General features: G+C 60.1%; 20 protein-coding genes and 1 pseudogene. 11 read left to right on the top strand and 10 right to left on the bottom strand.

The features are described 5' to 3' along the window. Positions 1–46: 46 nt before the first annotated feature. Positions 47–298 carry a hypothetical protein gene (locus tag EV130_RS08740; protein ID WP_132660021.1) on the top strand — a complete coding sequence of 84 codons (252 nt, stop codon included), beginning with the start codon at positions 47–49 and terminating at the stop codon, positions 296–298. A 6-nt stretch (positions 299–304) separates the two neighbouring features. On the opposite strand, the gene EV130_RS08735 is transcribed toward EV130_RS08740, so the two are convergent. Then, positions 305–3,484: a bifunctional diguanylate cyclase/phosphodiesterase gene (locus EV130_RS08735; RefSeq protein WP_132660019.1), complete on the bottom strand. Its 3,180-nt coding sequence runs from the start codon at positions 3,482–3,484 to the stop codon at positions 305–307. A gap of 245 nt (positions 3,485–3,729) precedes the next feature. Between EV130_RS08735 and EV130_RS08730 the strand changes: the two genes are divergently transcribed. Further along, the gene (locus tag EV130_RS08730; protein WP_022716492.1) at positions 3,730–3,990 is read left to right on the top strand and encodes a DUF1344 domain-containing protein; all 261 of its coding nucleotides are present in this window, start codon (positions 3,730–3,732) and stop codon (positions 3,988–3,990) included. A 7-nt stretch (positions 3,991–3,997) separates the two neighbouring features. Here EV130_RS08730 and EV130_RS08725 read toward each other — a convergent pair whose 3' ends face one another. The 4 genes from EV130_RS08725 to EV130_RS08710 form a co-directional block, all read right to left on the bottom strand. After that, positions 3,998–4,588 (bottom strand): histidine phosphatase family protein, encoded by a 591-nt coding sequence (locus EV130_RS08725; protein ID WP_132552033.1) that lies wholly within the window; start codon positions 4,586–4,588, stop codon positions 3,998–4,000. Positions 4,589–4,616: 28 nt separating this feature from the next. Next, positions 4,617–5,435 (bottom strand): enoyl-ACP reductase FabI, encoded by an 819-nt coding sequence (gene fabI, locus EV130_RS08720; protein ID WP_074060446.1) that lies wholly within the window; start codon positions 5,433–5,435, stop codon positions 4,617–4,619. A 122-nt stretch (positions 5,436–5,557) separates the two neighbouring features. Further along, on the bottom strand, positions 5,558–6,709 hold the full coding sequence (locus tag EV130_RS08715) for a DnaJ C-terminal domain-containing protein (protein ID WP_132660017.1): 1,152 nt from the start codon (positions 6,707–6,709) through the stop codon (positions 5,558–5,560). A gap of 251 nt (positions 6,710–6,960) precedes the next feature. After that, positions 6,961–7,419 (bottom strand): RT0821/Lpp0805 family surface protein, encoded by a 459-nt coding sequence (locus EV130_RS08710; protein ID WP_132552035.1) that lies wholly within the window; start codon positions 7,417–7,419, stop codon positions 6,961–6,963. Positions 7,420–7,485: 66 nt separating this feature from the next. On the opposite strand from EV130_RS08710, the gene pdxH reads away from it, so the two are divergent. After that, positions 7,486–8,106: a pyridoxamine 5'-phosphate oxidase gene (gene pdxH / locus EV130_RS08705; protein ID WP_132660015.1), complete on the top strand. Its 621-nt coding sequence runs from the start codon at positions 7,486–7,488 to the stop codon at positions 8,104–8,106. A gap of 4 nt (positions 8,107–8,110) precedes the next feature. Here the strand turns inward: pdxH and EV130_RS08700 are convergent, their stop codons facing one another. Continuing rightward, positions 8,111–9,157 carry a polysaccharide deacetylase family protein gene (locus EV130_RS08700; protein ID WP_132660013.1) on the bottom strand — a complete coding sequence of 349 codons (1,047 nt, stop codon included), beginning with the start codon at positions 9,155–9,157 and terminating at the stop codon, positions 8,111–8,113. Positions 9,158–9,377: 220 nt separating this feature from the next. Here EV130_RS08700 and EV130_RS08695 point away from each other — a divergent pair, with 220 nt between their 5' ends. Together EV130_RS08695 and EV130_RS08690 are read left to right on the top strand one after the other, a co-directional pair. Continuing rightward, positions 9,378–10,643: a D-alanyl-D-alanine carboxypeptidase family protein gene (locus tag EV130_RS08695; RefSeq protein ID WP_074060451.1), complete on the top strand. Its 1,266-nt coding sequence runs from the start codon at positions 9,378–9,380 to the stop codon at positions 10,641–10,643. Positions 10,644–10,716: 73 nt separating this feature from the next. After that, positions 10,717–11,015, top strand: a pseudogene (locus tag EV130_RS08690) (pyrophosphohydrolase domain-containing protein). 204 nt (positions 11,016–11,219) lie between these two features. Here the strand turns inward: EV130_RS08690 and EV130_RS08685 are convergent. The 3 genes from EV130_RS08685 to EV130_RS08675 form a co-directional block, all read right to left on the bottom strand. After that, positions 11,220–11,708 (bottom strand): GNAT family N-acetyltransferase, encoded by a 489-nt coding sequence (locus EV130_RS08685; RefSeq protein WP_074060453.1) that lies wholly within the window; start codon positions 11,706–11,708, stop codon positions 11,220–11,222. Positions 11,709–11,725: 17 nt separating this feature from the next. Then, the gene (gene tldD / locus EV130_RS08680; RefSeq protein WP_132552039.1) at positions 11,726–13,141 is read right to left on the bottom strand and encodes a metalloprotease TldD; all 1,416 of its coding nucleotides are present in this window, start codon (positions 13,139–13,141) and stop codon (positions 11,726–11,728) included. A gap of 75 nt (positions 13,142–13,216) precedes the next feature. Further along, positions 13,217–13,837 carry an invasion associated locus B family protein gene (locus tag EV130_RS08675; protein WP_074060455.1) on the bottom strand — a complete coding sequence of 207 codons (621 nt, stop codon included), beginning with the start codon at positions 13,835–13,837 and terminating at the stop codon, positions 13,217–13,219. Positions 13,838–14,177: 340 nt separating this feature from the next. On the opposite strand from EV130_RS08675, the gene coxB reads away from it, so the two are divergent. The 6 genes from coxB (at position 14,178) to EV130_RS08650 (ending at position 19,497) form a co-directional block, all read left to right on the top strand. Continuing rightward, entirely contained in the window at positions 14,178–15,068 is an 891-nt protein-coding gene (gene coxB / locus EV130_RS08670; protein WP_074060456.1) for a cytochrome c oxidase subunit II, read from the top strand. A gap of 18 nt (positions 15,069–15,086) precedes the next feature. Next, the gene (gene ctaD / locus EV130_RS08665; protein WP_132552040.1) at positions 15,087–16,784 is read left to right on the top strand and encodes a cytochrome c oxidase subunit I; all 1,698 of its coding nucleotides are present in this window, start codon (positions 15,087–15,089) and stop codon (positions 16,782–16,784) included. Between the two features lie 67 nt (positions 16,785–16,851). Next, positions 16,852–17,808 carry a heme o synthase gene (locus EV130_RS08660; protein ID WP_132552041.1) on the top strand — a complete coding sequence of 319 codons (957 nt, stop codon included), beginning with the start codon at positions 16,852–16,854 and terminating at the stop codon, positions 17,806–17,808. Beyond that, positions 17,808–17,945: a hypothetical protein gene (locus EV130_RS32510; protein ID WP_165918512.1), complete on the top strand. Its 138-nt coding sequence runs from the start codon at positions 17,808–17,810 to the stop codon at positions 17,943–17,945. The genes EV130_RS08660 and EV130_RS32510 overlap by 1 nt, the downstream gene beginning before the upstream one ends. A 4-nt stretch (positions 17,946–17,949) precedes the next feature. After that, positions 17,950–18,558, top strand: a complete 609-nt coding sequence (locus EV130_RS08655) for a cytochrome c oxidase assembly protein (protein ID WP_132552042.1) — start codon at positions 17,950–17,952, stop codon at positions 18,556–18,558. 60 nt (positions 18,559–18,618) lie between these two features. After that, on the top strand, positions 18,619–19,497 hold the full coding sequence (locus tag EV130_RS08650) for a cytochrome c oxidase subunit 3 (RefSeq protein ID WP_074063074.1): 879 nt from the start codon (positions 18,619–18,621) through the stop codon (positions 19,495–19,497). Positions 19,498–19,552: 55 nt separating this feature from the next. Here the strand turns inward: EV130_RS08650 and EV130_RS08645 are convergent, their stop codons facing one another. After that, on the bottom strand, positions 19,553–20,194 hold the full coding sequence (locus EV130_RS08645) for a chloramphenicol phosphotransferase CPT family protein (RefSeq protein WP_132660011.1): 642 nt from the start codon (positions 20,192–20,194) through the stop codon (positions 19,553–19,555). Positions 20,195–20,198 lie beyond the last annotated feature (4 nt).

The raw sequence follows: 20,198 nt of genomic DNA, 5'->3' as shown, positions 1-20,198 counted from the left end.
GCGCGACACTCATAGGCCAAAATGAGGTTGGGGCAAAAGCCTTTCTTTGCGTGAAAATGCATGTGAGGAAGAAATGCTGTTTGCGCAATTTGTGCCAGATGCGGCTTTTGGACGCCATCGGCATTGGGAAATGCCGCAGCGCTTCATCCGCCTGCCAGCACCTTTGCCCGTTCTGCGGGTAGGAGGGGACATGCCGTATTCTGCTGAAATCTCGGCGGTGGGGATGGCAGGTTCCCTCACCCGTTCAAGGAGGGGTAAACCAAAAAGAGCGGCAGCAGAATCGCAAACAGCTATTTAAAGCCGCTCATGAAGCCAGCCGCCATGCCGCACCATCGGCTGCGGCAGCCGTGAAGTCGTCGAAAGACAGGGGACGGGAGAAAGCGTAGCCCTGCAGCAGGTCGCAGCCAAGATCGCGCAGCATATCGGCATGCGCGATGGTCTCGATCCCTTCCGCCACCGTTTCGACGCCGAGAGAGCGGGCGATGTCGATGATCGAGCTTACCAGCGCGCGCTCCTGCGGAGAATTGAGGATCGGCTGCACAAGCTGGCGGTCGATCTTGAGCCGTTTGGGTTTCAGCTTCAGCAGGCTGACGATCGATGTATGGCCGGTGCCGAAATCGTCGATTTCGATGTCGATGCCGAGCGCCTTGATGCGGTCGAGGTTGTGCGCCGCCACATCCTCGCTCTCGTCAAGAAAGATCGATTCCACCAGTTCGAACGAAAGCTCGCCCGGGCGTATCTGAAGGTCGCTCAGCGATTCAAAGAGGCTACCGTCATGCAGGCGCCGGGCTGAAACATTGACGGAGACCTGCGGAACTGAAACGCCGAGTGCTGCCCAGCGCATCTTGTCCTTCAGTGCGGTTTCAAGAACGATGCGGTCCAGCGCCTGGACCACGTTGATCTCGTCGGCGATGCGCAGGAACTTGTCTGGCGTCAGCAGTCCGCGGGTGGGGTGGTTCCAGCGCACCAGCGCTTCGACACCGGTGAGCCGCATCGTCCGGGCGCAAAATTGCGGCTGGTACCAGGCGGTGAATTCGCCATTCTCGATGCCGGCTAGGATCTCGTCGGCGATGCGCTTGCTGTTGATGATGTCGGCCTGGAGGTTCTGGTTGAAGAATTCAAAGCGGTTTCGGCCAAGGCTCTTTGCCCGGTAGAGGGCGATATCGGCGTTGATCAGCACCTTGCGCGCGTCGACATGAACACCGTTGGCAAGCGCGATGCCGATCGAAACGCCGCAACGGCAAGGAAAGCCCTGGAAATTGACGGGCTGGCGCATTTCTTCGATGATCCGGCCGGCCAGCGCGGCCATATCCTCGTCGCTGACATCGAGTGCGAGGATGACGAACTCGTCACCGCCGATGCGCGCAACGACATCGCTGCCGCCGACATTCTTCGAAAGAACCTTCGACGCATGCACCAGCATCGCGTCCCCGGCTGCGTGGCCGAGCGTGTCGTTGATCTGCTTGAAGCGGTCGAGGTCGATGTGGAGGATTGCGAATTTCTGCCGCTGCGAACGGCTGCCGGCCGTCAAATTTTCGAGCGCGATGTCGAGCTTGCGGCGGTTGGCCAGCGCCGTCAGCGGATCGTGCAGCGAGTTGTGCTCGATGCGATTTTTGGCAAGTTCGAGCTCGATATTCTTGGCATCCGCTTCGTCCTTCGCCGCCTTCAGCTCGGCCGTCAGCAGCGCATCTTCAGTGACGTCGAGGGCTACGCCAATGAGCTTCATCTGACCTTTTGGCGTAAGGTGCACCTTGCCGGTCGAGCGGACGTAGCGAATGCTGCCGTCTTCGGCTGGCACGCGGCAAATGAGCGTGTGCTTGTCGCCGAGCTGCTTGAAATGCCGTGCGCTTTCCAGCGCCAGAGCGCGGTCTTCCGGGTGAATGCAGGAAATCCACATATCCTGGGACATGAAGCCCTGCCGTGGTTCCAGCCCGTAGAGCTCGTGCATGCGTTCGTCCCAGACTGAGCCTGCAGTGCCGAGCGTCGTTTCCCAGATGCCGCACTGGTAGGAATCGAGCGCCAGATCGAGGCGGGTTGAAAGCTCGGCAAGCTCAGTCTCGCGGCGCGAGAGCTCCTCCAGTGCCAGTTCGAGCTCGGCATTCTTGATATCGCTGTTTTCTTTTGCTTTGCGCAGCATGTCAGCTGCCTCCGCGTCTGCAGTCACGTCCGCGACGATACCGATCGTCCTGCCAGTTCCGCCCGCATCCGTGTAGAAGGAACCAACCGAGCGCAGATAGCGGATGCGACCGTTCGAAAGCCTGATACGGTACTGCGCCGTGCAGGATGTGCCTGCCAGGCTGCAGTTGAAAAAGTGCGTTTCGGCGATTGGCCGGTCTGCCGCCACGATTGCCTCGAGCCAGTTTTCAAGCGGATGGCTGCCCTCGCCGGAAGGCTGGCCGTGAAGGCCCGAGGCGCGTGTGTCCCAGTAGAGACTGTGCCCGTGATCCTGCAGTTCCCAGATGCCGATGTTGGAAGAATCAAGCGCCAGGTTCAGCCGCTGCGAAAGTTCGAGCAGCTTCTTTTCGCGTGCTACGAGTTCGTTGACATTGCGCGTGCGCTCGCCAAGAAGCAGGGTAGCGAGGAAGATCGGCACGATGATGACGCAACCGGCGGCGATGATGATCAAGCGAAGCTGAAGCTGGTTCGGCGGAGCTTCGTCCCATCCCGTCGTCGGAACGGCCGAAAGTTCCCAGCGCCCGCCTGCAAAGTTGATCTTGCGGCGGAGCGGCTGCTTGTCGAGCACATCGGCGCTGCCGAAGAAGGGAAGGGCGCGTTGCTCGGACACAGTTCCCAGGTCGCGCACCGCGATCGAAAGATGGTCGAGATGCGGGTAACGCTCCTGGTTTTCGCTATTTCGCGCGGGTTTGAGGCCAGTGTTCTCATAGAACATGTCCTGGTCGATCGTGACTTCGACCGCGCCCCAGATCTTGCGCTGCCCGTTCTCCTTGATGAAGATCGGGAAGAAGATCGCGAAGGCATTCCTTCCGCTGCCGATCTCGACCGGGCCGTAGAAACGGGCCTGTTGGTCTCCCGTATTGCGCCCGACAGACTGGCGCAGCATCAGCATTTCACGCACGTCCCTGCCGATGCGGTTCCTGCCGGACTGGGGCGGGAAGACATTGTCGACTACGAAATCCGGTGCGACGGCGATGTTGACGAAGTGGGGGTTCTGGATGAGCAGCCAATTGATCTGGCGCTCCATTTCTTCAACGCTTTCGTTCGCGCTCACGGAAATCATGTTGGACAGATCGCGAACGACGGTGACGTCCATATTGATCTGTGCCGCCATGCGGGCGCGAATGAGGTTCGTTTCGTTTTCTGTGCGGATCTGCAACTCTCGCAGATAGGCCGCAGTATTTGCACGGTCGAGCGTGAAGCCGACCGCAACGACCATAAATGCGACGAGGGTCGAAACCAGCAGTGAAACCCAGGTGTTCTTGAGTACACGCCGCAATCGAATATTGGCGCCCAGCCGGAAAAGCAAAAAAATGTCCCCCTGTTCGGCGGAACTCTAGGAGGAATCGGTTAATTTACGATTTCCTGATGGTTCATCTTTGCGGCTTGCAATCAAGAGCACTCAAATGGTTAGCGGCTGCTCAGGATTGTTGTTAAAATGCCATTCATCAATGAGGCGCGGAAAGCCATTCTTCCGGGCAATTTTCGCCATATTCGGAAGCTTATCTGTGTCTCACCGGATTTTCTGCGTCGAGTTTCAAGAGGGTTGCCGCGATGCGTTTTTTTGTTGCCACGCTGCTGGCCACAGCAAGTTTCCTGTCGCCCATCAGCAGCTTTGCCGAAAGCGCCGACGTCGAAGCGACCATCAAGAAAGTCGACATGAGCAGCCTCAGCCTGACGCTCGACGACGGCAAGACCTATCAGGCGCCCGAGGAGTTCAACTTCGATGGGCTGAAGGCCGGTGTGAAAGTGGTGATCTTCTACACGGAAGTCGACGGCAAGCGGGTGATCAACGACCTCGATATCGTGCAGTAAGTGGAGACTATATCCAGCCGATCAGTCTTTTCGCGGTGTCGATTTTCAAGATTCGGTCCTGCGGAATTTCTCCCTCGGCAGCCTCATGCTTCGGCAGATCGGCGATCATCTTGAAAAGGCTACGGATGACGCCGCCATGCGTGACGCAAACGGTCGGGCGCTCGATGGAGTTCAGCCATGAACGAATGCGCCACGACATGATTTCGTAGCTTTCGGCATGGTCGCCCGGCGGGATGAAATCCCATTTGTTGATATTGCGCTCGATGATGCGATCGCGCTGGGTCGCCTTCAATTCCCGAATGGTGAAGCCTTCCCAGTCGCCGAAGGAAACTTCGACCAGCCGGTCGTCGCTGCGGTAGTCCTTGGGCGGCAGGCCCATTGCCGTGCGCATGATCTCCATCGTCTCGCGCGTGCGCCGGAGCGGGCTTGCGACGAAATCGAAAACAATGCCTTCGACCCTGAGGATCTCGGCCATATCGATGCCGTTCAGCCGCGCCTGTTCGCGGCCGACGACATTCAGCGGAATATCCTTCTGGCCTTGCAGACGGCGTTCGGCGTTCCAGTCGGTCTGACCATGTCGGACCACATAGATGAGCAAGGCAGGTTCCGTTTTGATTGGATTTCGATCAGTCCTTGATAACTGAAATATCCGGCGCGTCTACCGCCTTCATGCCGATCACATGATAACCGCTGTCGGCGTGGTGTACTTCACCGGTGACCGAACGCGAGAGGTCAGAGAGCATGTAAAGACCGACATCGCCGACGTCTTCGATGGTGACGGTGCGCCGTAGCGGTGCATTATACTCGTTCCACTTCAGGATATAGCGGAAATCGCCGATGCCGGACGCTGCCAGTGTCTTGATCGGACCCGCCGAAATCGCATTGACGCGGATGTTTTTCGGTCCGAGATCGACGGCGAGGTATTTGACGCTCGCCTCGAGCGCAGCCTTTGCGACGCCCATGACATTATAGTTCGGCATGACTTTCTCGGCACCGTAATAGGTGAGGGTCAGCAGCGAGCCGCCCTCCGTCATCAGCTTCTCGGCGCGGCGTGCGACGGAAGTGAACGAGTAGACGGAAATCTGCATCGTCTTGCAAAAGTTGTCCGGCGAAGTATCGATGTATCGGCCAGTCAGCTCATCCTTGTCCGAAAAACCGATCGCGTGAACGAGGAAATCGATCTTGCCCCACATCTTTTCGAGGTTCTCGAAAACCGCATCGATGCTCGCTTCATCACTGACGTCACAGTGGCCGGCGAGTACGCCCCCAAGCTCGCCAGCCAGAGGCTCGACGCGTTTTCTCAGGGCATCACCCTGATATGTAAAGGCAATTTCGGCGCCCTGCGCATGAATGGCTTTGGCAATACCCCACGCAATCGAACGATTGTTGGCGACGCCCATGATGAGGCCACGCTTGCCTGACATGAGGCCTGTTGCTTGAGCCATATTTTGCCCCCTAATGAACCAATTGGAAATTGCCTATGGCATAGGCCGTTAATCGGTTCAAGATTGCGAGCCATCATCAACTGTTAGGGATCGTAACAAAGGGTGCGCTTGTCACGAAAATTTCATAAAAACAGCCCTTCGCGCATGCTTCTCATGAGATCGGTGACCTTATCGTCCGGCTTTTCCCACAACATAATGCGCAGCTCGACGATCAGGTCGCCCTTTCCGCCTATGTCATCGGGCAGGCCCTGGCCGGAGATTCGGATCGTCTTGTCGGATCCTGACCAGGGGGGAACGGTCAGGTTGACCGGCCCGTTCGGTCCTTCGATGCGCGCTTCGGTGCCAAGGACGGCATTTTCGATCGTCACCGGCAGCACGGTACGCAGATCGAATCCATCGACGCTGAAACGCGCATCGGGTGCGATGTGGATGCTGACGACCGCGTCGCCTCGCTGCATGTTCGGCAGCCTGTAGCCTTGGCCCTTTAGCCGGACCTGATGGCCCTCCCGTGTCCCGGCCGACAATGCGAAGCTTGCCTCGCGGCCCTCGCCCAGCTCTACCGTGGTCCAGCTGCCCTTCAATATGTCCTCGAACGTGACCGTTACCTGCGCGAATTGATCCGGGGCCTTTTCCGGTGCGGGCGTGCTGCCGGTAAAGCGGCGCACGAGCGATGTCAGGATGCTCAAGGGTTGAAGTATGCCGCCAGCGGCCGCAACCGCCTCCGTGCTTTCTTCCTCGGGCTTTACTGCTTCCGCTTCGAGCTTGCCGGCCTCCGCCTCTGCCCGCTTGCCGGCATTTGCCTGTGGATGCGCGGTCGCCGCGGTGCTTGCCGTCTTGGCTTGCGCGCCGAAAATGCGCTCGACCATGTCTTCTGCGGATTCGGGGCTGGCGTGCTGCTGTCTTGCCGCCTCGGAGGCGGCCTTTGCCGCCTTCTGCGCGTTGGCGCGGGCGAGTTCTTCCATCACGCGTTCTGCATTCGCCTGTGCAGTCTGCGCCCGGATTGCCGCCTCTCGGGCTGCCTGGCGCTGCTGCATGATCGTCTCGCCGTTCGTTCGCGCCTCCGCCATCCGTGCGGCGGTATCGAACAGGCTGCGCTTCTTGGGATCCCTCAATGTCTCATAGGCACGACCGATCTCGGCGAAACGAGCCGTTGCCGTCGGATCGCCCTGGTTGTGGTCTGGATGAACGGCCTTGGCCATGTTGCGCCAGGCAGCCTTGATCTCGTCAGTCCCTGCGTCCTGAGGAACGCCCAAAATCTTGTAAGGATCGCGCATTTGTTAAACCGCCGGTGTTCCGATGCGGCGTGCCTGTCCTTGCCCAGCACCCCGAAGCCCATGACAACTCTCCGCCTGTTCCAGTCCTTTTCATGCAACCGGAACACGCCTCCATGAGCCAATCGTGCGTCAGAGTTACTAATCAGTCCTTATTTTTGGGGAGAGGAATGCGGCTTTCGCCGCAAATGGTTAGCTTTTTGCTAAGCATTGCGGCTGCGGTCGGGCTGCGATTAATCATGTCTTCAAGCTGGTCAGCCTTCCGGCTGGAAGCTCAGCAGTTGCCAATTGCCGCCGCCCACGAGGCAGGTCTTGCCGTAGAATTTGGCAATGCCCGCATAGGAGTGCCGCGTGGTGCGGAACTGGCGGCAGACCTGGCCCTGGTCGTTGTTTTCGACGATCGTGTCGATGACGCCGGCGCTGCCGGTCGAGGAATTCGCCCAGGGCAGCGGCTGGCCGGCCATCCTCTGGATGTCGGCAGATGTGACCGCGTTGCGAACCGTCATTTCGTCGGAAAGCGTATCGGTGCTCGGCGGTGTCTGCGGCACGGTTCCGGTGGCGACCGAACGGTCCACTTTCGAATCGCTCAAAAAGTCAAAACCGCCCGTCATGCAGCCGGAAAGCGGCAGCATCGTCGCACCGATGGCGAACAACGTGGCACAACGGCACAGCAGGCCCTTTGTATGACGATTCGACTTTGCTATGACTTCCACCCTGCGTCCTGTCCAGTCGTGAGTAGCTGGGCATTAAACCGATAAACCCGGGGCATTTGAGCTAATATGTCGGCAAATGAGTTAATAAGCGGTGACTTCACCGAGCGCGACGAGCCCTTCAAGCTTTTCGCGGAATGGCTGAAAGATGCCGAGGGTTCCGAGATAAACGATCCGAATGCGGTAGCGCTTGCGACGGTCGATGAAGATGGCCTTCCCAATGTCCGCATGGTTCTCCTGAAGGGATTCGATAGCGATGGATTCGTCTTCTACACCAATTTCGAGAGTCAGAAAGGCCGTGAAATCCTGGGACAGAAAAAAGCGGCCATGTGTTTTCACTGGAAAACGCTGCGACGGCAAGTGCGCCTGCGCGGTCCTGTGGAAATCGTGACCGACGAGGAAGCCGACGCTTATTTCCAGACGCGCGCCCGCGGCAGCCGCATCGGCGCCTGGGCATCCAAGCAGTCCCGACCGCTGGAAAGTCGCTTTGCGCTGGAAAAAGCCGTAGCCGAATATACGGCGCGCTATGCCATCGGTGAAATCCCGCGACCACCCTACTGGTCCGGTTTCCGCATAAAGCCGGTTTCGATCGAATTCTGGAAGGACCAGAACTTCCGCCTCCATGACCGGATCGAATTCCGCCGCCGGGCCCCGGAAGGCGATTGGGAAAAGGTCAGGATGTATCCCTGATCGGCTAACGGCCCATCAACTTCAGGGGGATGCCTGAGACGAGCGCCGAGACATAGCGCGGTTTCTGGTAATAGCCATTGAGAGAGAGCCGCGGCAGATAGGTGGTGCTGCCGAAAAGGTCCGGCCGCATGACGCCGGGCCTGGTCGTCACCGTGACCTTGAACCTGAGCTCGGCTGCGATTGCCGCCTCGCGACGGGTTGCCGCTTCGGGCGTGCCATATGGGAATGCGAAGGTTTCCGGCCGTTTGCCGGTAATCATCTCTACGTGGTCGGCAGAAAGCGTCATTTCCTTGCGTACTTCTGCCTCCGCAAGCCGAGCGAGCGCGCGGTGGCTGACCGTGTGGGCGCCGATGGAGGCCAGCGGGCTAGCGTCGAGAAGGTTGAGTTCCGCCGCGCCCATCACGAGATCGTCGACGAGTTCGGCAGGATCGATCTCATGGTGACGGGCCAGCGCATCGATCTTCGCAACCGCCGAGGCTTCGTCGGTGCCGTGGACATGGGCTGCGAACCGCGAAAATGCCGCATGCTGATCGGCCAATGTGAAAAGCGCAATGCTCTCTTCGCCGCCGCCGAAATCGAAGTGGACCTTTTCGGCCTTGCGCAGGACAGCGGCAAGCGTCTCCCACCAGATCGTGTGCGTGCGCTCCGTCAGGCCCTTTGCCACGAACACGGTAAAGGGTGCCCCGTGCTTCTCGAAGACCGGATAGGCGTGAACGAGATTGTTGCGGTAGCCGTCGTCCAGGGTAAAGGCTGCAAAAGGCTGGTCGCTGGCCGGTGCGCAAAGCAATGCCGGAATCTCGTCCAGCGCGACGAAACGGTACCCGTCATGGGCAAGCCGCGTCAGTGCCGCATCGAGAAATGCCGGCGTGATTTCGAGGTGCGCATTCGGCTCGAAAGCATGCGGCTCGTGCGGCCTGACATGATGCAGGGTGAAGATCGCACCGCGCCCGCGCGCGTGGCGCATGAGCCCGAGAGCGGCAACGAGATGGGCAGCTTCGAGCCCGCCGGTAATGGCGATCCGTTTCGCGCGACTTTTCCACAGCCTGTGCATTACGCCTCCCTGAAGACGGGCGAGCCTATCAATTATGGTGTTAAGCGTTGTTGAACGTTGCATTTTCGGGTGAAATCTTTACGTTCCGTTCACCAAGAGCAAAGAAAACTCAAAAAATCGGTGTCCGTTGCGTCAAAGTCGCGCCAGATTAGCGGCGTCTGTCGCAGAACGGGACATGTTTAGGCTTCGCCGCAGACGGCACTTATATTGAGGGGACTTCATGAAAAGGTTGTTGGCCGCATTTCTAGCTGTGACGCTTGCCGTTTCGGCACCGATCGCGGCCATGGCCGGCAGCGCCTCCCTCATCCTGGACGCCCGGACCGGCAAGGTTCTCGCGTCCGAGAACGGCGATGTGCTGAACCACCCGGCGTCGCTCACCAAGATGATGACGCTCTACCTCACCTTCGAGGCGCTGAACCGCGGCAGGATCACCTGGGACACGCAGATCGTCATGTCGAAATACGCCGCCAGCCGCCCTCCGACAAAGCTCGGCGTGAAGGCGGGCGGGACGATCACCGTGCGCGAGGCCGTCTATGGGATGATCGTTAAATCTGCCAATGATGCCGCGGCCGCTATGGGCGAGATGCTCGCGGGCTCCGAAAGCAACTTCGCACGCGTAATGACGCAGAAGGCCCGGCAGCTCGGCATGAGCCGTACCGCCTTTTATAACGCGTCCGGCCTGCCCGATAAGCGGCAGGTGACGACGGCCCGCGACATGTCCACCCTCGGCGTCGCGCTGCTCAAGCACTATCCGAGGGAATACCGCCTCTTCTCGATGACGGCGTTCACCTTCCGCGGCAAGACCATCCGCGGCCATAACAACCTGATGGTTCGCTACCAGGGTATGGACGGCATCAAAACGGGTTACACGAACGCCTCCGGTTTCAATCTCGTGAGCGCCGTGCGCGACGGCAACCGCCGCGTCGTCGGCGTTGTTCTCGGCGGCCGCACGGCCCGCAGCCGCGATGCCCAGATGGCCGCACTGCTCGACAAGTATCTCGGCCGCGCTTCCAGCGGCGGCAAGCTGATTGCAAGCGTCGGCGCCAAGCTGCCGGTCGAAGTCGCCTCCGCCGCTGATGGGGATGCGCCTCTTGCAGCCGCCGCGCCACGAGGCGAAGGCGAAAGCGGCAAGGTTCCTTTCGCACTCGGTTACTCCGACACGGCAGCCGTTCCCCTGGAGCGTCCGGCAGCCCTTGAGGAGATGGCCAATGCTGGCAGGCCGCAGCCGTCGACCCGCGGCTGGCAGATCCAGATTTCCGCCGCTCCAAGCGCCGATGCCGCCCGTGCACTACTTGCCCAGGCGAAGTCGGAAGGCGGCACGGCATTGAAATCCGCAACGCCCTATACGGAAGCCTTCGGCACCGGCGCCAACGCCATTTACCGCGCCAGCTTCGTCGGCTTCGACAGTGAGCAGGCCGCCACCGCCGCCTGCGAAGCCCTCAAGAAGCGCTCCTACGACTGCGTTCTGCTGGCCAATCAAGGCTAAGCTGCGGACATCCTTTGCTGGACAATCCGGACGAATCGACATTCTCCTGTTTTGGATCCGAAGGAGGGCGCCGATGCTGGCCGATCTCGCAGAAAGGTTCGAATCCTCTTCCCGCCGTTAGCTGAGGTGAATGGCATCGAACGGGATCCGGACTGGTATCTCCTGAAGCTGCAGGAAGAAATGGGCGAACTCACCCAGGCCTGGAACCGCATGAGCGGCAGAGGGCGCCCGAAAGGCAAGACGCCGGACGAACTGAAGCAGGACCTCGCCGACGAGACGGCCGACATGCTCGGCCACATCCTGCTCTTTGCCCGCCAAAACGGCATCGACCTCGCACCGGCCATCGAGCGCAAGTGGCTGTTTAGGCCCTAAGCCAGGTGCGCTTCAAAAAAGTCGCCTTCCAGCCGCAACTCTTTGCGATCCACCACTCGCGCCGATGTTAGTGCATCCGAGCAACAGCCTGGACGGTGATCGGTCCCGCGGCCCGGCTCGTTCATCAGCGCGGTGTGGGCATAAAACCGTCATTCCTCGCCCGGCAAGGAAAAGAGGAAGGCATAAGAATTCGGTTGAGGATCGCTAGACCGTCCGCCGGTAGAACTTGTTGTCCACGGCCATCAACGGGAAGGAGCGGGGGAGGTCGCTGCGCTTGATCTCGGTAAAGCCGTTCTTCTCGTAAAAGCGATGGGCGGCGAGGAATCTGTCGGTCGTGCCGAGGAAGATCTCCTGAATGCCATTTGCTTTGGCATGGGTAATGAGCGTGTCGAGCAGCTTGGCAGCAACGCCGTGCCGGGGGCCGCGCACGGGTGCGGCGACGAACATCTTGCGCAGCGCTGCCCGGTTGTTGCCGATATCCTTGAGGCCGATCGTGCCGACGATGACGCCCTCAAGCTCCGCGATCCAGAACTGTCCTTTGCCGGACTGGTAGAAATCCGGGATGACCTGCAGATCCGGTTGGTCGTCGGCTGTGATCGCGAAGCCGAATTCGTCGCGCTGGATCGGCAGGATGACCGAAAAGACGCCATCGATGTCAGGGGCGGCGAAGGGTCTGATCGCAATCTCGCTCATCGCCGCCTCCAAAATCCTCAGGCTTTCGTACCGCCGACGGTCACCTGGTCCATGCGCAGATGCGGCTGTCCGACGCCGACGGGAACCCACTGCCCGGCCTTGCCGCAATTGCCGATTCCGGTGTCGAGCTTCATGTCGTTGCCGATCATCGAGACGCGCTTCATCGCATCCGGGCCGTTGCCGATCAGCATCGCGCCCTTGATCGGAGCGCCGATCTTGCCGTTGTCGATGAGGTAGGCCTCGGTGCAGCCGAAGACGAACTTGCCGGAGGTAATATCCACCTGGCCGCCGCCGAAGGAGACGGCATAGACGCCCTTCCTCACGGAAGCGATGATCTCTTCCGGCGTCTTGTCGCCGCCAAGCATATAGGTGTTGGTCATGCGCGGCATCGGCACATGGGCATACCCCTGGCGACGGCCGTTGCCGGTCGGCTGCATGCCCATCAGCCGGGCGTTCTGCCGGTCCTGCATGTAGCCCACGAGCTTCCCGTTTTCGATGAGCACGTTGTAGCCTGAGGGCGTACCCTCGTCGTCGATGGTGATCGAGCCGCGCCGGCTGTCGATCGTGCCGTCATCGACCACGGTGACGCCCGGTGCAGCCACCATCTGGCCAAGCAGGCCGGCGAAGGCCGAGGTCTTCTTGCGATTGAAATCGCCTTCGAGGCCATGGCCGACCGCTTCGTGCAGCATGACGCCCGGCCAGCCGGAGCCGAGGACGACATCCATCGTGCCGGCCGGTGCTTCGATCGCTTCGAGATTGACGAGTGCCTGACGAAGCGCCTCGTCGGCACCGTACTGCCAATTTCCCTCAGCAATAAAATCGCCGAAGCCGATGCGCCCGCCGCTGCCATAGGAGCCGCTTTCCTGCCGATCGCCTTCGCCCACGATGACGGAGATGTTGATGCGTGTCATCGGGCGGATATCGCGAACGCGATGACCATCGGCGCGCAAGATATCGACAACCTGCCAGCTTGCGGCGACCGACGCCGTCACCTGGCGCACCTTGTCGTCCTTGCCGCGCAGATATGCATCGATATCGGTCAGGACTTTAACCTTCTCTTCGAAGGTCGGCGAGCCGATGGGGTTCTCGTCTCCGTAGAATTTCTTGTTGGTGCGCTGGGGCGCTGCGGCGTAGCTGCCGCTATAGCCCTTCGTGACCGCTCCGACGGCCTCTGCTGCGCGCTTCAGCGCTGCAACCGAAAGATCACCCGCATGCGCGTAGCCGACCGCTTCGCCGGCGACGGCGCGAAGGCCGAAACCCTGCTCGGTATTGAAGCTTCCGCCCTTGAGGCGGCCATTGTCGAACATCAGCGATTCCGCCTGCGCATGCTCAATGAAGAGCTCGCCGTCATCGGAGCCGGAAAGTGCGTCGGCAACGTGTTTGCGCATCGTCGTTTCGTCGGCGTCGAACAGCGTCAGCAGGTCGGTATTCATGGTCGTATTCTCCGCTTCGAAGCAGAAACGCTTCCAGGCCGATGTAGGTCCGCAGAGCTGTTCGAGCAAGCCCTATCAGGGCAGGGCGTCGTAGCCTTCTGCAAAGCCCTTGAGATCGACCGGAATGCCGATGCCTTCTTCGGGCGTCTGGAAGACGATGAAAGTGGCGCTGGTGCCGCTGCGGAACGTCTTCAGCAGCTCGTCCTCGAGCACGACTTCGGCGTAGCAGCCGTCGGCAAAGCAGCGCACGAAATAGGCGCGGCCGATATCCTTGCCGTCGACATTGAGGCCGAGGCCGTTCGGCAGCAGGACACCGAGCGGTGCCAGAACACGGAGGATCTTCGACTTGCGGTCGGCGGTCTTCAGCACGACGACCGAGAGGCCGACCTCCGGCCGGTCTTCGGCGATGACGTTCTGCATCAGCGCGCATTGCTCGGCCGAAGCGCCGGCCGGCTTGTCGCAGACGACGGACCAGGCGCCGTGATTGGACTTCACGGTTCCGGGGGCCTGCGGCTGGCTTTGCCCGGGTGTTGCCTGCTGCGGGCGATCCGGTTGGGCTGGTGCCGGCTGTGTCGGCGCCGGTTGCTGGGCTGGCGGCTTCGGCGCAGGCTGTTGCTGGGCAAGTACGGGGGTTGTCGCCGCGGCTGCGATGCTGGTGGTCAGAATAAGCGACCGCGCGAGGGAACGGAAACCCATGGAAACCTCTGGAATTCGAATCAGTGCCGCTATTGTTGAAGGCCGCCATCGGAAATGAAAAGCCCCGCCCCGTCAAAACCGGGGGACTACGGCAGAAATAGGACTTTTCGCCGATATTGTCGGGAGGGCTGATCGGTTGCAGCGGTCTTTTTCATATGACCATGAAAATCTTCAGCAATGTTTTGCCCTGGCTGCGGAATTTGACTTTAGGCAAAAATGCCGCATAGACAATCGCTCTGGCCTGTTGCGGTAGATGGCAAACTGTGGTTTGAAGCGCTGAAGATGGCAAGGATTCTGCGTTCGATTTGTGGCAGATCAAGCGCTCGAGGGAGATACTAAGGTGATTAAGAAGGCTTATGCAGCACTGGCCGCGCTGGTCTGTCTGCTTTTTGCTTCCGGCAGTTTTGCCGATCAGCCGCTGCCGTGGCAGGCAACGCTTCAGCCGGCGGCAACGCCGATCATGCGGGAAATCCGCTGGTTCGAACAATATACGCTGTGGTTCATCGTTCCGATCACGCTTTTCGTTCTCGTGCTGCTGGTCGTCGTCTGTTTCAAGTTCCGCGCCAGCGCCAATCCGGTGCCTTCGAAGACGAGCCACAACACGCTGATCGAAGTCATCTGGACCGTTGGGCCGGTTCTTGTTCTTCTTCTCCTTGCCGTTCCGTCGTTCAACCTTTTGACGGCGCAGCTCACCTTGCCGGAAAACCCGGATGTCACGCTGAAAGCGACGGCCACCCAGTGGCAGTGGAATTACGAATACTCAGGGACCGGCGAGACGCCGCTCACCTTTGATTCCTACCTGCTCAAGGATCCGGATCGCGCAGCTGCCGGCAAGTCCGACCTTGCCACCTATCCGCGTCTGCTCGCCGTCGACAACGAAGTCGTTCTGCCGGTCAACAAGACGGTCCGCGTTCTGGTGACTGCCGCTCCGACCGACGTCATTCACGCCTTCGCCATGCCGTCCTTCGGCATCAAGATCGACGCCGTTCCCGGCCGGTTGAATGAAACCTGGTTCAAGACGGAGCGCGAAGGCCTGTTCTACGGCCAGTGTTCCGAGCTCTGCGGCAAGGACCACGCATACATGCCGATCGCGATCCGCGTCGTCTCCGAAGACAAGTACCAGCAGTGGCTGACGGCTGCCGCTTCTGATCTTCCCGGAGCCTACAAGGCTCTCATGGCTGCCACCGACGGTCCTGCAAAGACCGTCGACGTCGCCGACAACGTTCAGTAATAGAAGGGGCTCGGGACAATGGCTGGACCTTCCGCTCACGATCATTCTCATGATCACTCGCATGGCGCCCATGCGCATGACGATCATCACGACCACTCGCACAAGCCGAGCTTCGTCAACCGCTGGTTCTTTTCGACGAACCACAAGGACATCGGCACGCTCTACCTGATCTTCGCCATCATTGCCGGCATCGTCGGCGGTGCTCTGTCTGTTGCCATGCGCATGGAGCTCCAGGAGCCCGGCATCCAGATCTTCCACGGCCTGGCCTCGATGGTCTATGGCTACGAAGGCGACGCTGCCATCGACGGCGCCAAGCAGATGTTCAACATGTTCACGACTGCGCACGCGCTGATCATGATCTTCTTCATGGTCATGCCCGCGATGATCGGCGGTTTTGCCAACTGGATGGTGCCGATCATGATCGGTGCGCCGGACATGGCATTCCCGCGTTTGAACAACATCTCCTTCTGGCTGATCGTTCCCGCCTTCCTTTTGCTCGTGCTTTCGATGTTCGTCGAAGGTCCGGCGGGGGCTTATGGTGCCGGCGGCGGCTGGACGCTCTACCCGCCGCTTGCCACATCCGGTATGCCGGGTCCGGCGGTCGATCTTGCGATCTTTGCGCTGCATGTCGCGGGAGCCTCCTCGATCCTGGGTGCGATCAACTTCATCACCACGATCCTGAACATGCGCGCTCCGGGCATGACGCTGCACAAGATGCCGCTTTTCGCCTGGGCCGTCCTGATCACCGCCTTCCTGCTTCTGCTCTCGCTGCCGGTTCTGGCAGGCGGCATCACCATGCTGCTCACCGATCGCAACTTCGGTACGTCGTTCTTCGCGCCGGAAGGCGGCGGCGATCCTATTCTTTACCAGCACTTGTTCTGGTTCTTCGGTCATCCGGAAGTCTACATCCTGATCCTGCCGGGCTTCGGCATGGTCAGCCACATCATCTCGACCTTCTCGCGCAAGCCGGTGTTCGGCTACCTTGGCATGGCATATGCGATGGTTGCGATTGGTGCCGTCGGCTTCGTCGTCTGGGCCCACCACATGTATACGGTCGGCCTGTCGCTCGATGCGCAGCGCTATTTCGTCTTCGCAACGATGGTCATCGCCGTCCCAACGGGCGTGAAGATCTTTTCGTGGATCGCAACGATGTGGGGCGGCTCGATCACCTTCCGCACGCCGATGATCTGGGCGATCGGCTTCATCTTCCTGTTCACGGTCGGCGGCGTGACGGGCGTTCAGCTCGCTAACGCCGGTCTCGACCGCTCGCTGCATGACACTTATTACGTCGTGGCTCATTTCCACTACGTTCTGTCGCTCGGCGCCGTCTTCGCCATCTTCGCAGGATGGTACTACTGGTTCCCGAAGATGACCGGCTTCATGTACAACGAGTTCGTCGGCAAGCTGCACTTCTGGGTCATGTTCGTCGGCGTCAACCTGGTGTTCTTCCCGCAGCATTTCCTCGGCCTTGCCGGAATGCCGCGCCGTTACATCGACTATCCGGATGCATTTGCCGGCTGGAACTACGTATCCTCGATCGGCTCCTACATCTCGGCCTTCGGCGTGCTGATCTTCCTCTTCGGCGTTTTCGAGGCCTTCGCCAGGAAGCGTGTCGCCGGCGACAATCCATGGGGCGAGGGTGCCACGACGCTCGAATGGCAGCTGCCTTCGCCGCCGCCGTATCACCAGTGGGAGCAGCTCCCGCGCATCAAGTAAGGATGCCGACTTTGTGGGCGCCGCATGCAAATGCGGCGTCCGGCCTTGAAGAATGCAGGACGAGAGAATGAGGGTCATAAACAATCACGAGGTACTTGTGAACGACGGCGAACATCTCCTGTCGGAAGCCAGTGCGCGCGATTACTTCGAGCTTTTAAAGCCGCGCGTCATGTCGCTCGTGGTCTTCACGGCCTTTGCCGGCCTCATGCTCGCGCCCGGCCACATCAATGCCGTGCTTGGCCTGATTTCTATTCTCTGCATTGCCATCGGCGCAGGCGCCTCGGGTGCGCTCAACATGTGGTACGATGCCGATATTGACGCCATCATGACCCGCACTGCACGTCGGCCGATTCCGGCAGGTCGCATCACGCCGAAGGAAGCACTGGCCTTCGGCCTGATTCTTTCCTGCTTTTCGGTCGTGATCCTCGGCCTGGCCGTCAATTGGCTCTCAGCATCGATCCTTGCCTTCACGATCTTCTTCTACGTCGTCGTCTACACGATGTGGCTGAAGCGTTCGACGCCGCAAAACATCGTCATCGGCGGTGCCGCCGGCGCCTTCCCGCCGATGATCGGCTGGGCCTGCGTGACGAATTCGGTGACGATCGAAAGCACCGTCCTGTTTCTCATCATCTTCCTCTGGACGCCGGCCCATTTCTGGGCGCTCGCTCTGTTCAAGATGCGCGATTACGAGGCCGTCGGCGTGCCGATGCTGCCGAACGTATCTGGCGAGCGTGCCACCAAACACCAGATCGTCGCCTATGCCGTGTCGACGGCCGTGTGCGGCGTAGTTCCGACCTTCCTCGGCTTTGCGAGCGCCGGATACGGTCTTGCTGCTGCATCGCTCGGTGCGGTCTTCATATGCTGTTCCATCGCCGTCTGGCGCATGCCCGATGGCGATCCGAAGATGATCCCGGCGAAGAAGCTTTTTGCTTTCTCGATCTTTTATCTCTTCGCCATCTTTTCTGCCCTGATGATCGACCGGCTCGCTTCCATGCTGGTTTCCCATGCAGGAGGTGTGCTGTGATGGAAACGGTCAAGCTCACGCAAGCCCAGCGCAAGTCGCGACGCAACCGGAACATCGCTCTCGGCCTTGCGCTTGCTGGCCTTTGCGTTCTTTTCTACGCCATCACCATCGTGAAGTTCACCGGGCACGGAGGCTGAACCGATGAGCGATAACGCAAGCGCACGGAAGAAGCAGGGCCGCAGCAACGGTGCCGTCGTCTTCATGTGCCTGAGCTTCGTCGTCGGTATGACGGCGATGAGTTATGCCGCGGTTCCGCTCTACCGCATCTTCTGCCAGATGACGGGTTACAACGGCACGACCCAGCGCGTCGATCAGGCCTCGAGCGTCATCCTCGACCGCAAGATGCGCGTGACCTTCGACGCCAATGTGGCGCCGGGGCTTTACTGGGACTTCAAGCCGGTGCAGCGCGAGGTCAATCCGCTGATCGGCGAGACCATCCAGGTCAATTTCGTGGCGGAGAACAAGTCGAACGAGACGCAGCGCGGCCGGGCAGTCTTCAACGTGACGCCGGGCGAGGCGGGCGTCTATTTCAACAAGATCCAGTGCTTCTGCTTCACCGAGACGGATCTGAAGCCGGGCGAGAAGCTTGAAATGCCGGTGGTCTTCTATATCGATCCGGATATTACCAAGGCCGTCGAGTCGAAAGACATCCACACGATTACGCTGTCGTATACGTTCTACCCGAAAGAGGGACCGAAGCCGGTGGCTTCGAACGAAGGTGGAGCGCAAAAGATTGAAAACAAACTTTGATTGAGGATCGTTTCCGGCTATGCCGGAGGCGAAGCGAAGGAAGACATCCGGGGATCTGACATGGCCGATGCGCATCAGAAAAATCACGACTACCACATCATCGACCCGAGCCCGTGGCCGATTCTGGCGTCGCTTGGCGCCTTCATCGTAACGTTCGGCGGCGTCGGCTATATGCGCTACCTCAACGGCGGATCTCTGCACCTCTTCGGTGTCGAATGGGCCCAGCCCTGGCTGTTTTACATCGGCCTCGTACTGATCCTCTATGTCATGTACGGCTGGTGGGCAGATACGGTGAAGGAGGCCCATGAGGGTGCCCATACCCGCGTCGTCTCGCTGCATCTGCGCTACGGCATGATCATGTTCATCGCCTCGGAAGTGATGTTCTTCGTCGCCTGGTTCTGGGCCTATTTCGACGCCAGCCTCTTTGCGAACGAAGCGATCCAGGCGTCGCGCCTGGCATATACCGGCGGCCAGTGGCCGCCGAAGGGCATCGAGGTTCTCGATCCCTGGCACCTGCCGATCTACAATACCGTGATCCTGCTCTTGTCCGGCACGACGGTCACCTGGGCGCATCACGCTCTGCTGCACAATGACCGCAGGGGCCTCATTCAGGGCCTGACGCTCACCGTCCTGCTCGGCATCCTGTTCTCCGGCGTCCAGGCTTACGAATACATGCACGCGCCCTTCGCGTTCAAGAACTCGATCTACGGCGCCACCTTCTTCATGGCGACCGGCTTCCACGGTTTCCACGTGCAGATCGGAACGATCTTCCTGCTGGTCTGCCTGCTGCGCGCACTGCGCGGCGACTTCACGCCAAAGCAGCACTTCGGTTTCGAAGCCGCCGCCTGGTACTGGCATTTCGTCGACGTCGTCTGGCTCTTCCTGTTCTTCTGCATCTACGTCTGGGGCGGCTGGGGTGCTCCTGTCGCGGCGGGCTGATCGGCCGAAAGAAAACCAAGAAGGCGGGACCATCGGCGCCCGCCTTTTTTTATCGCTATCTTGAAGCGGCGATTCGCTCGAAGGCGGATGGTTCGGCAATCCCGAGATCGAGTTGGCGGCGGATCGCCTGGGCGCATTCATCTGGCGTCAGCACCGAGGTATCGAGCTCGAGATCGTAGATTCCCGGCCGGTGCACCTCCTCCTGCCAGCGCCGCACGGCCTCTGGTACAGGGACCTCGCCAGTCGCTCTATCGTAAAGGTTCTCGCGGCCGGGCTCGTCGATGTCGCGGCGCTTCATGATGACGTCGAGCGGGCAGAGCACGCCGACGAAGAGAACCGGGAAACCTTCAAGCCGCCGAGCGCAATCGGTGAGAATCCCGAGCGGCCGCGAATAGGCGTCGTGATGACCGAGGTCGGCGACGACATTCAGCCCGAGCCCGGCATGGATTGCGATGGATTCGTAAAGTGCCGCATAGAAGAACGGCACCAGTTCCTCAAGATCGGGGCGTTCGCCGCCCGGGCGAAGGCCGATGCCCGGCAGGTAGCGCGCTGGCGTCGCGGCATTGTAGGTGTCGACGCCGAGGTTCATCCACGGTCCTTCGAACTGCTGCTGAATGGCTCTTGCGATCGTCGTCTTGCCGCTTCGCGGCGCCCCGTTCAGGATCACGATCTGGCCTGCAGGATTTTCTTTGCTCATCAGC

Source organism: Rhizobium azibense (assembly GCF_004342325.1).
GTDB classification, from domain to species: domain Bacteria; phylum Pseudomonadota; class Alphaproteobacteria; order Rhizobiales; family Rhizobiaceae; genus Rhizobium; species Rhizobium etli_B.
This window is presented reverse-complemented; position numbering and strand designations above follow the sequence as displayed.

What these genes read in the sequence shown, in the direction of transcription:
- pdxH (WP_132660015.1), top strand. Translation starts at nt 7,486, where the DNA reads ATGTCGGCAAATGAGTTAATAAGCGGTGACTTCACCGAGCGCGACGAG.
- EV130_RS08650 (WP_074063074.1), top strand. Translation starts at nt 18,619, where the DNA reads ATGGCCGATGCGCATCAGAAAAATCACGACTACCACATCATCGACCCG.
- EV130_RS08700 (WP_132660013.1), bottom strand. Translation starts at nt 9,157, where the DNA reads ATGCACAGGCTGTGGAAAAGTCGCGCGAAACGGATCGCCATTACCGGC.
- tldD (WP_132552039.1), bottom strand. Translation starts at nt 13,141, where the DNA reads ATGAATACCGACCTGCTGACGCTGTTCGACGCCGACGAAACGACGATG.
- EV130_RS08730 (WP_022716492.1), top strand. Translation starts at nt 3,730, where the DNA reads ATGCGTTTTTTTGTTGCCACGCTGCTGGCCACAGCAAGTTTCCTGTCG.
- EV130_RS08655 (WP_132552042.1), top strand. Translation starts at nt 17,950, where the DNA reads ATGAGCGATAACGCAAGCGCACGGAAGAAGCAGGGCCGCAGCAACGGT.
- EV130_RS08715 (WP_132660017.1), bottom strand. Translation starts at nt 6,709, where the DNA reads ATGCGCGATCCTTACAAGATTTTGGGCGTTCCTCAGGACGCAGGGACT.
- EV130_RS08645 (WP_132660011.1), bottom strand. Translation starts at nt 20,194, where the DNA reads ATGAGCAAAGAAAATCCTGCAGGCCAGATCGTGATCCTGAACGGGGCG.
- EV130_RS08675 (WP_074060455.1), bottom strand. Translation starts at nt 13,837, where the DNA reads ATGGGTTTCCGTTCCCTCGCGCGGTCGCTTATTCTGACCACCAGCATC.
- fabI (WP_074060446.1), bottom strand. Translation starts at nt 5,435, where the DNA reads ATGGCTCAAGCAACAGGCCTCATGTCAGGCAAGCGTGGCCTCATCATG.
- EV130_RS32510 (WP_165918512.1), top strand. Translation starts at nt 17,808, where the DNA reads ATGGAAACGGTCAAGCTCACGCAAGCCCAGCGCAAGTCGCGACGCAAC.
- EV130_RS08695 (WP_074060451.1), top strand. Translation starts at nt 9,378, where the DNA reads ATGAAAAGGTTGTTGGCCGCATTTCTAGCTGTGACGCTTGCCGTTTCG.
- EV130_RS08660 (WP_132552041.1), top strand. Translation starts at nt 16,852, where the DNA reads ATGAGGGTCATAAACAATCACGAGGTACTTGTGAACGACGGCGAACAT.
- EV130_RS08685 (WP_074060453.1), bottom strand. Translation starts at nt 11,708, where the DNA reads ATGAGCGAGATTGCGATCAGACCCTTCGCCGCCCCTGACATCGATGGC.
- ctaD (WP_132552040.1), top strand. Translation starts at nt 15,087, where the DNA reads ATGGCTGGACCTTCCGCTCACGATCATTCTCATGATCACTCGCATGGC.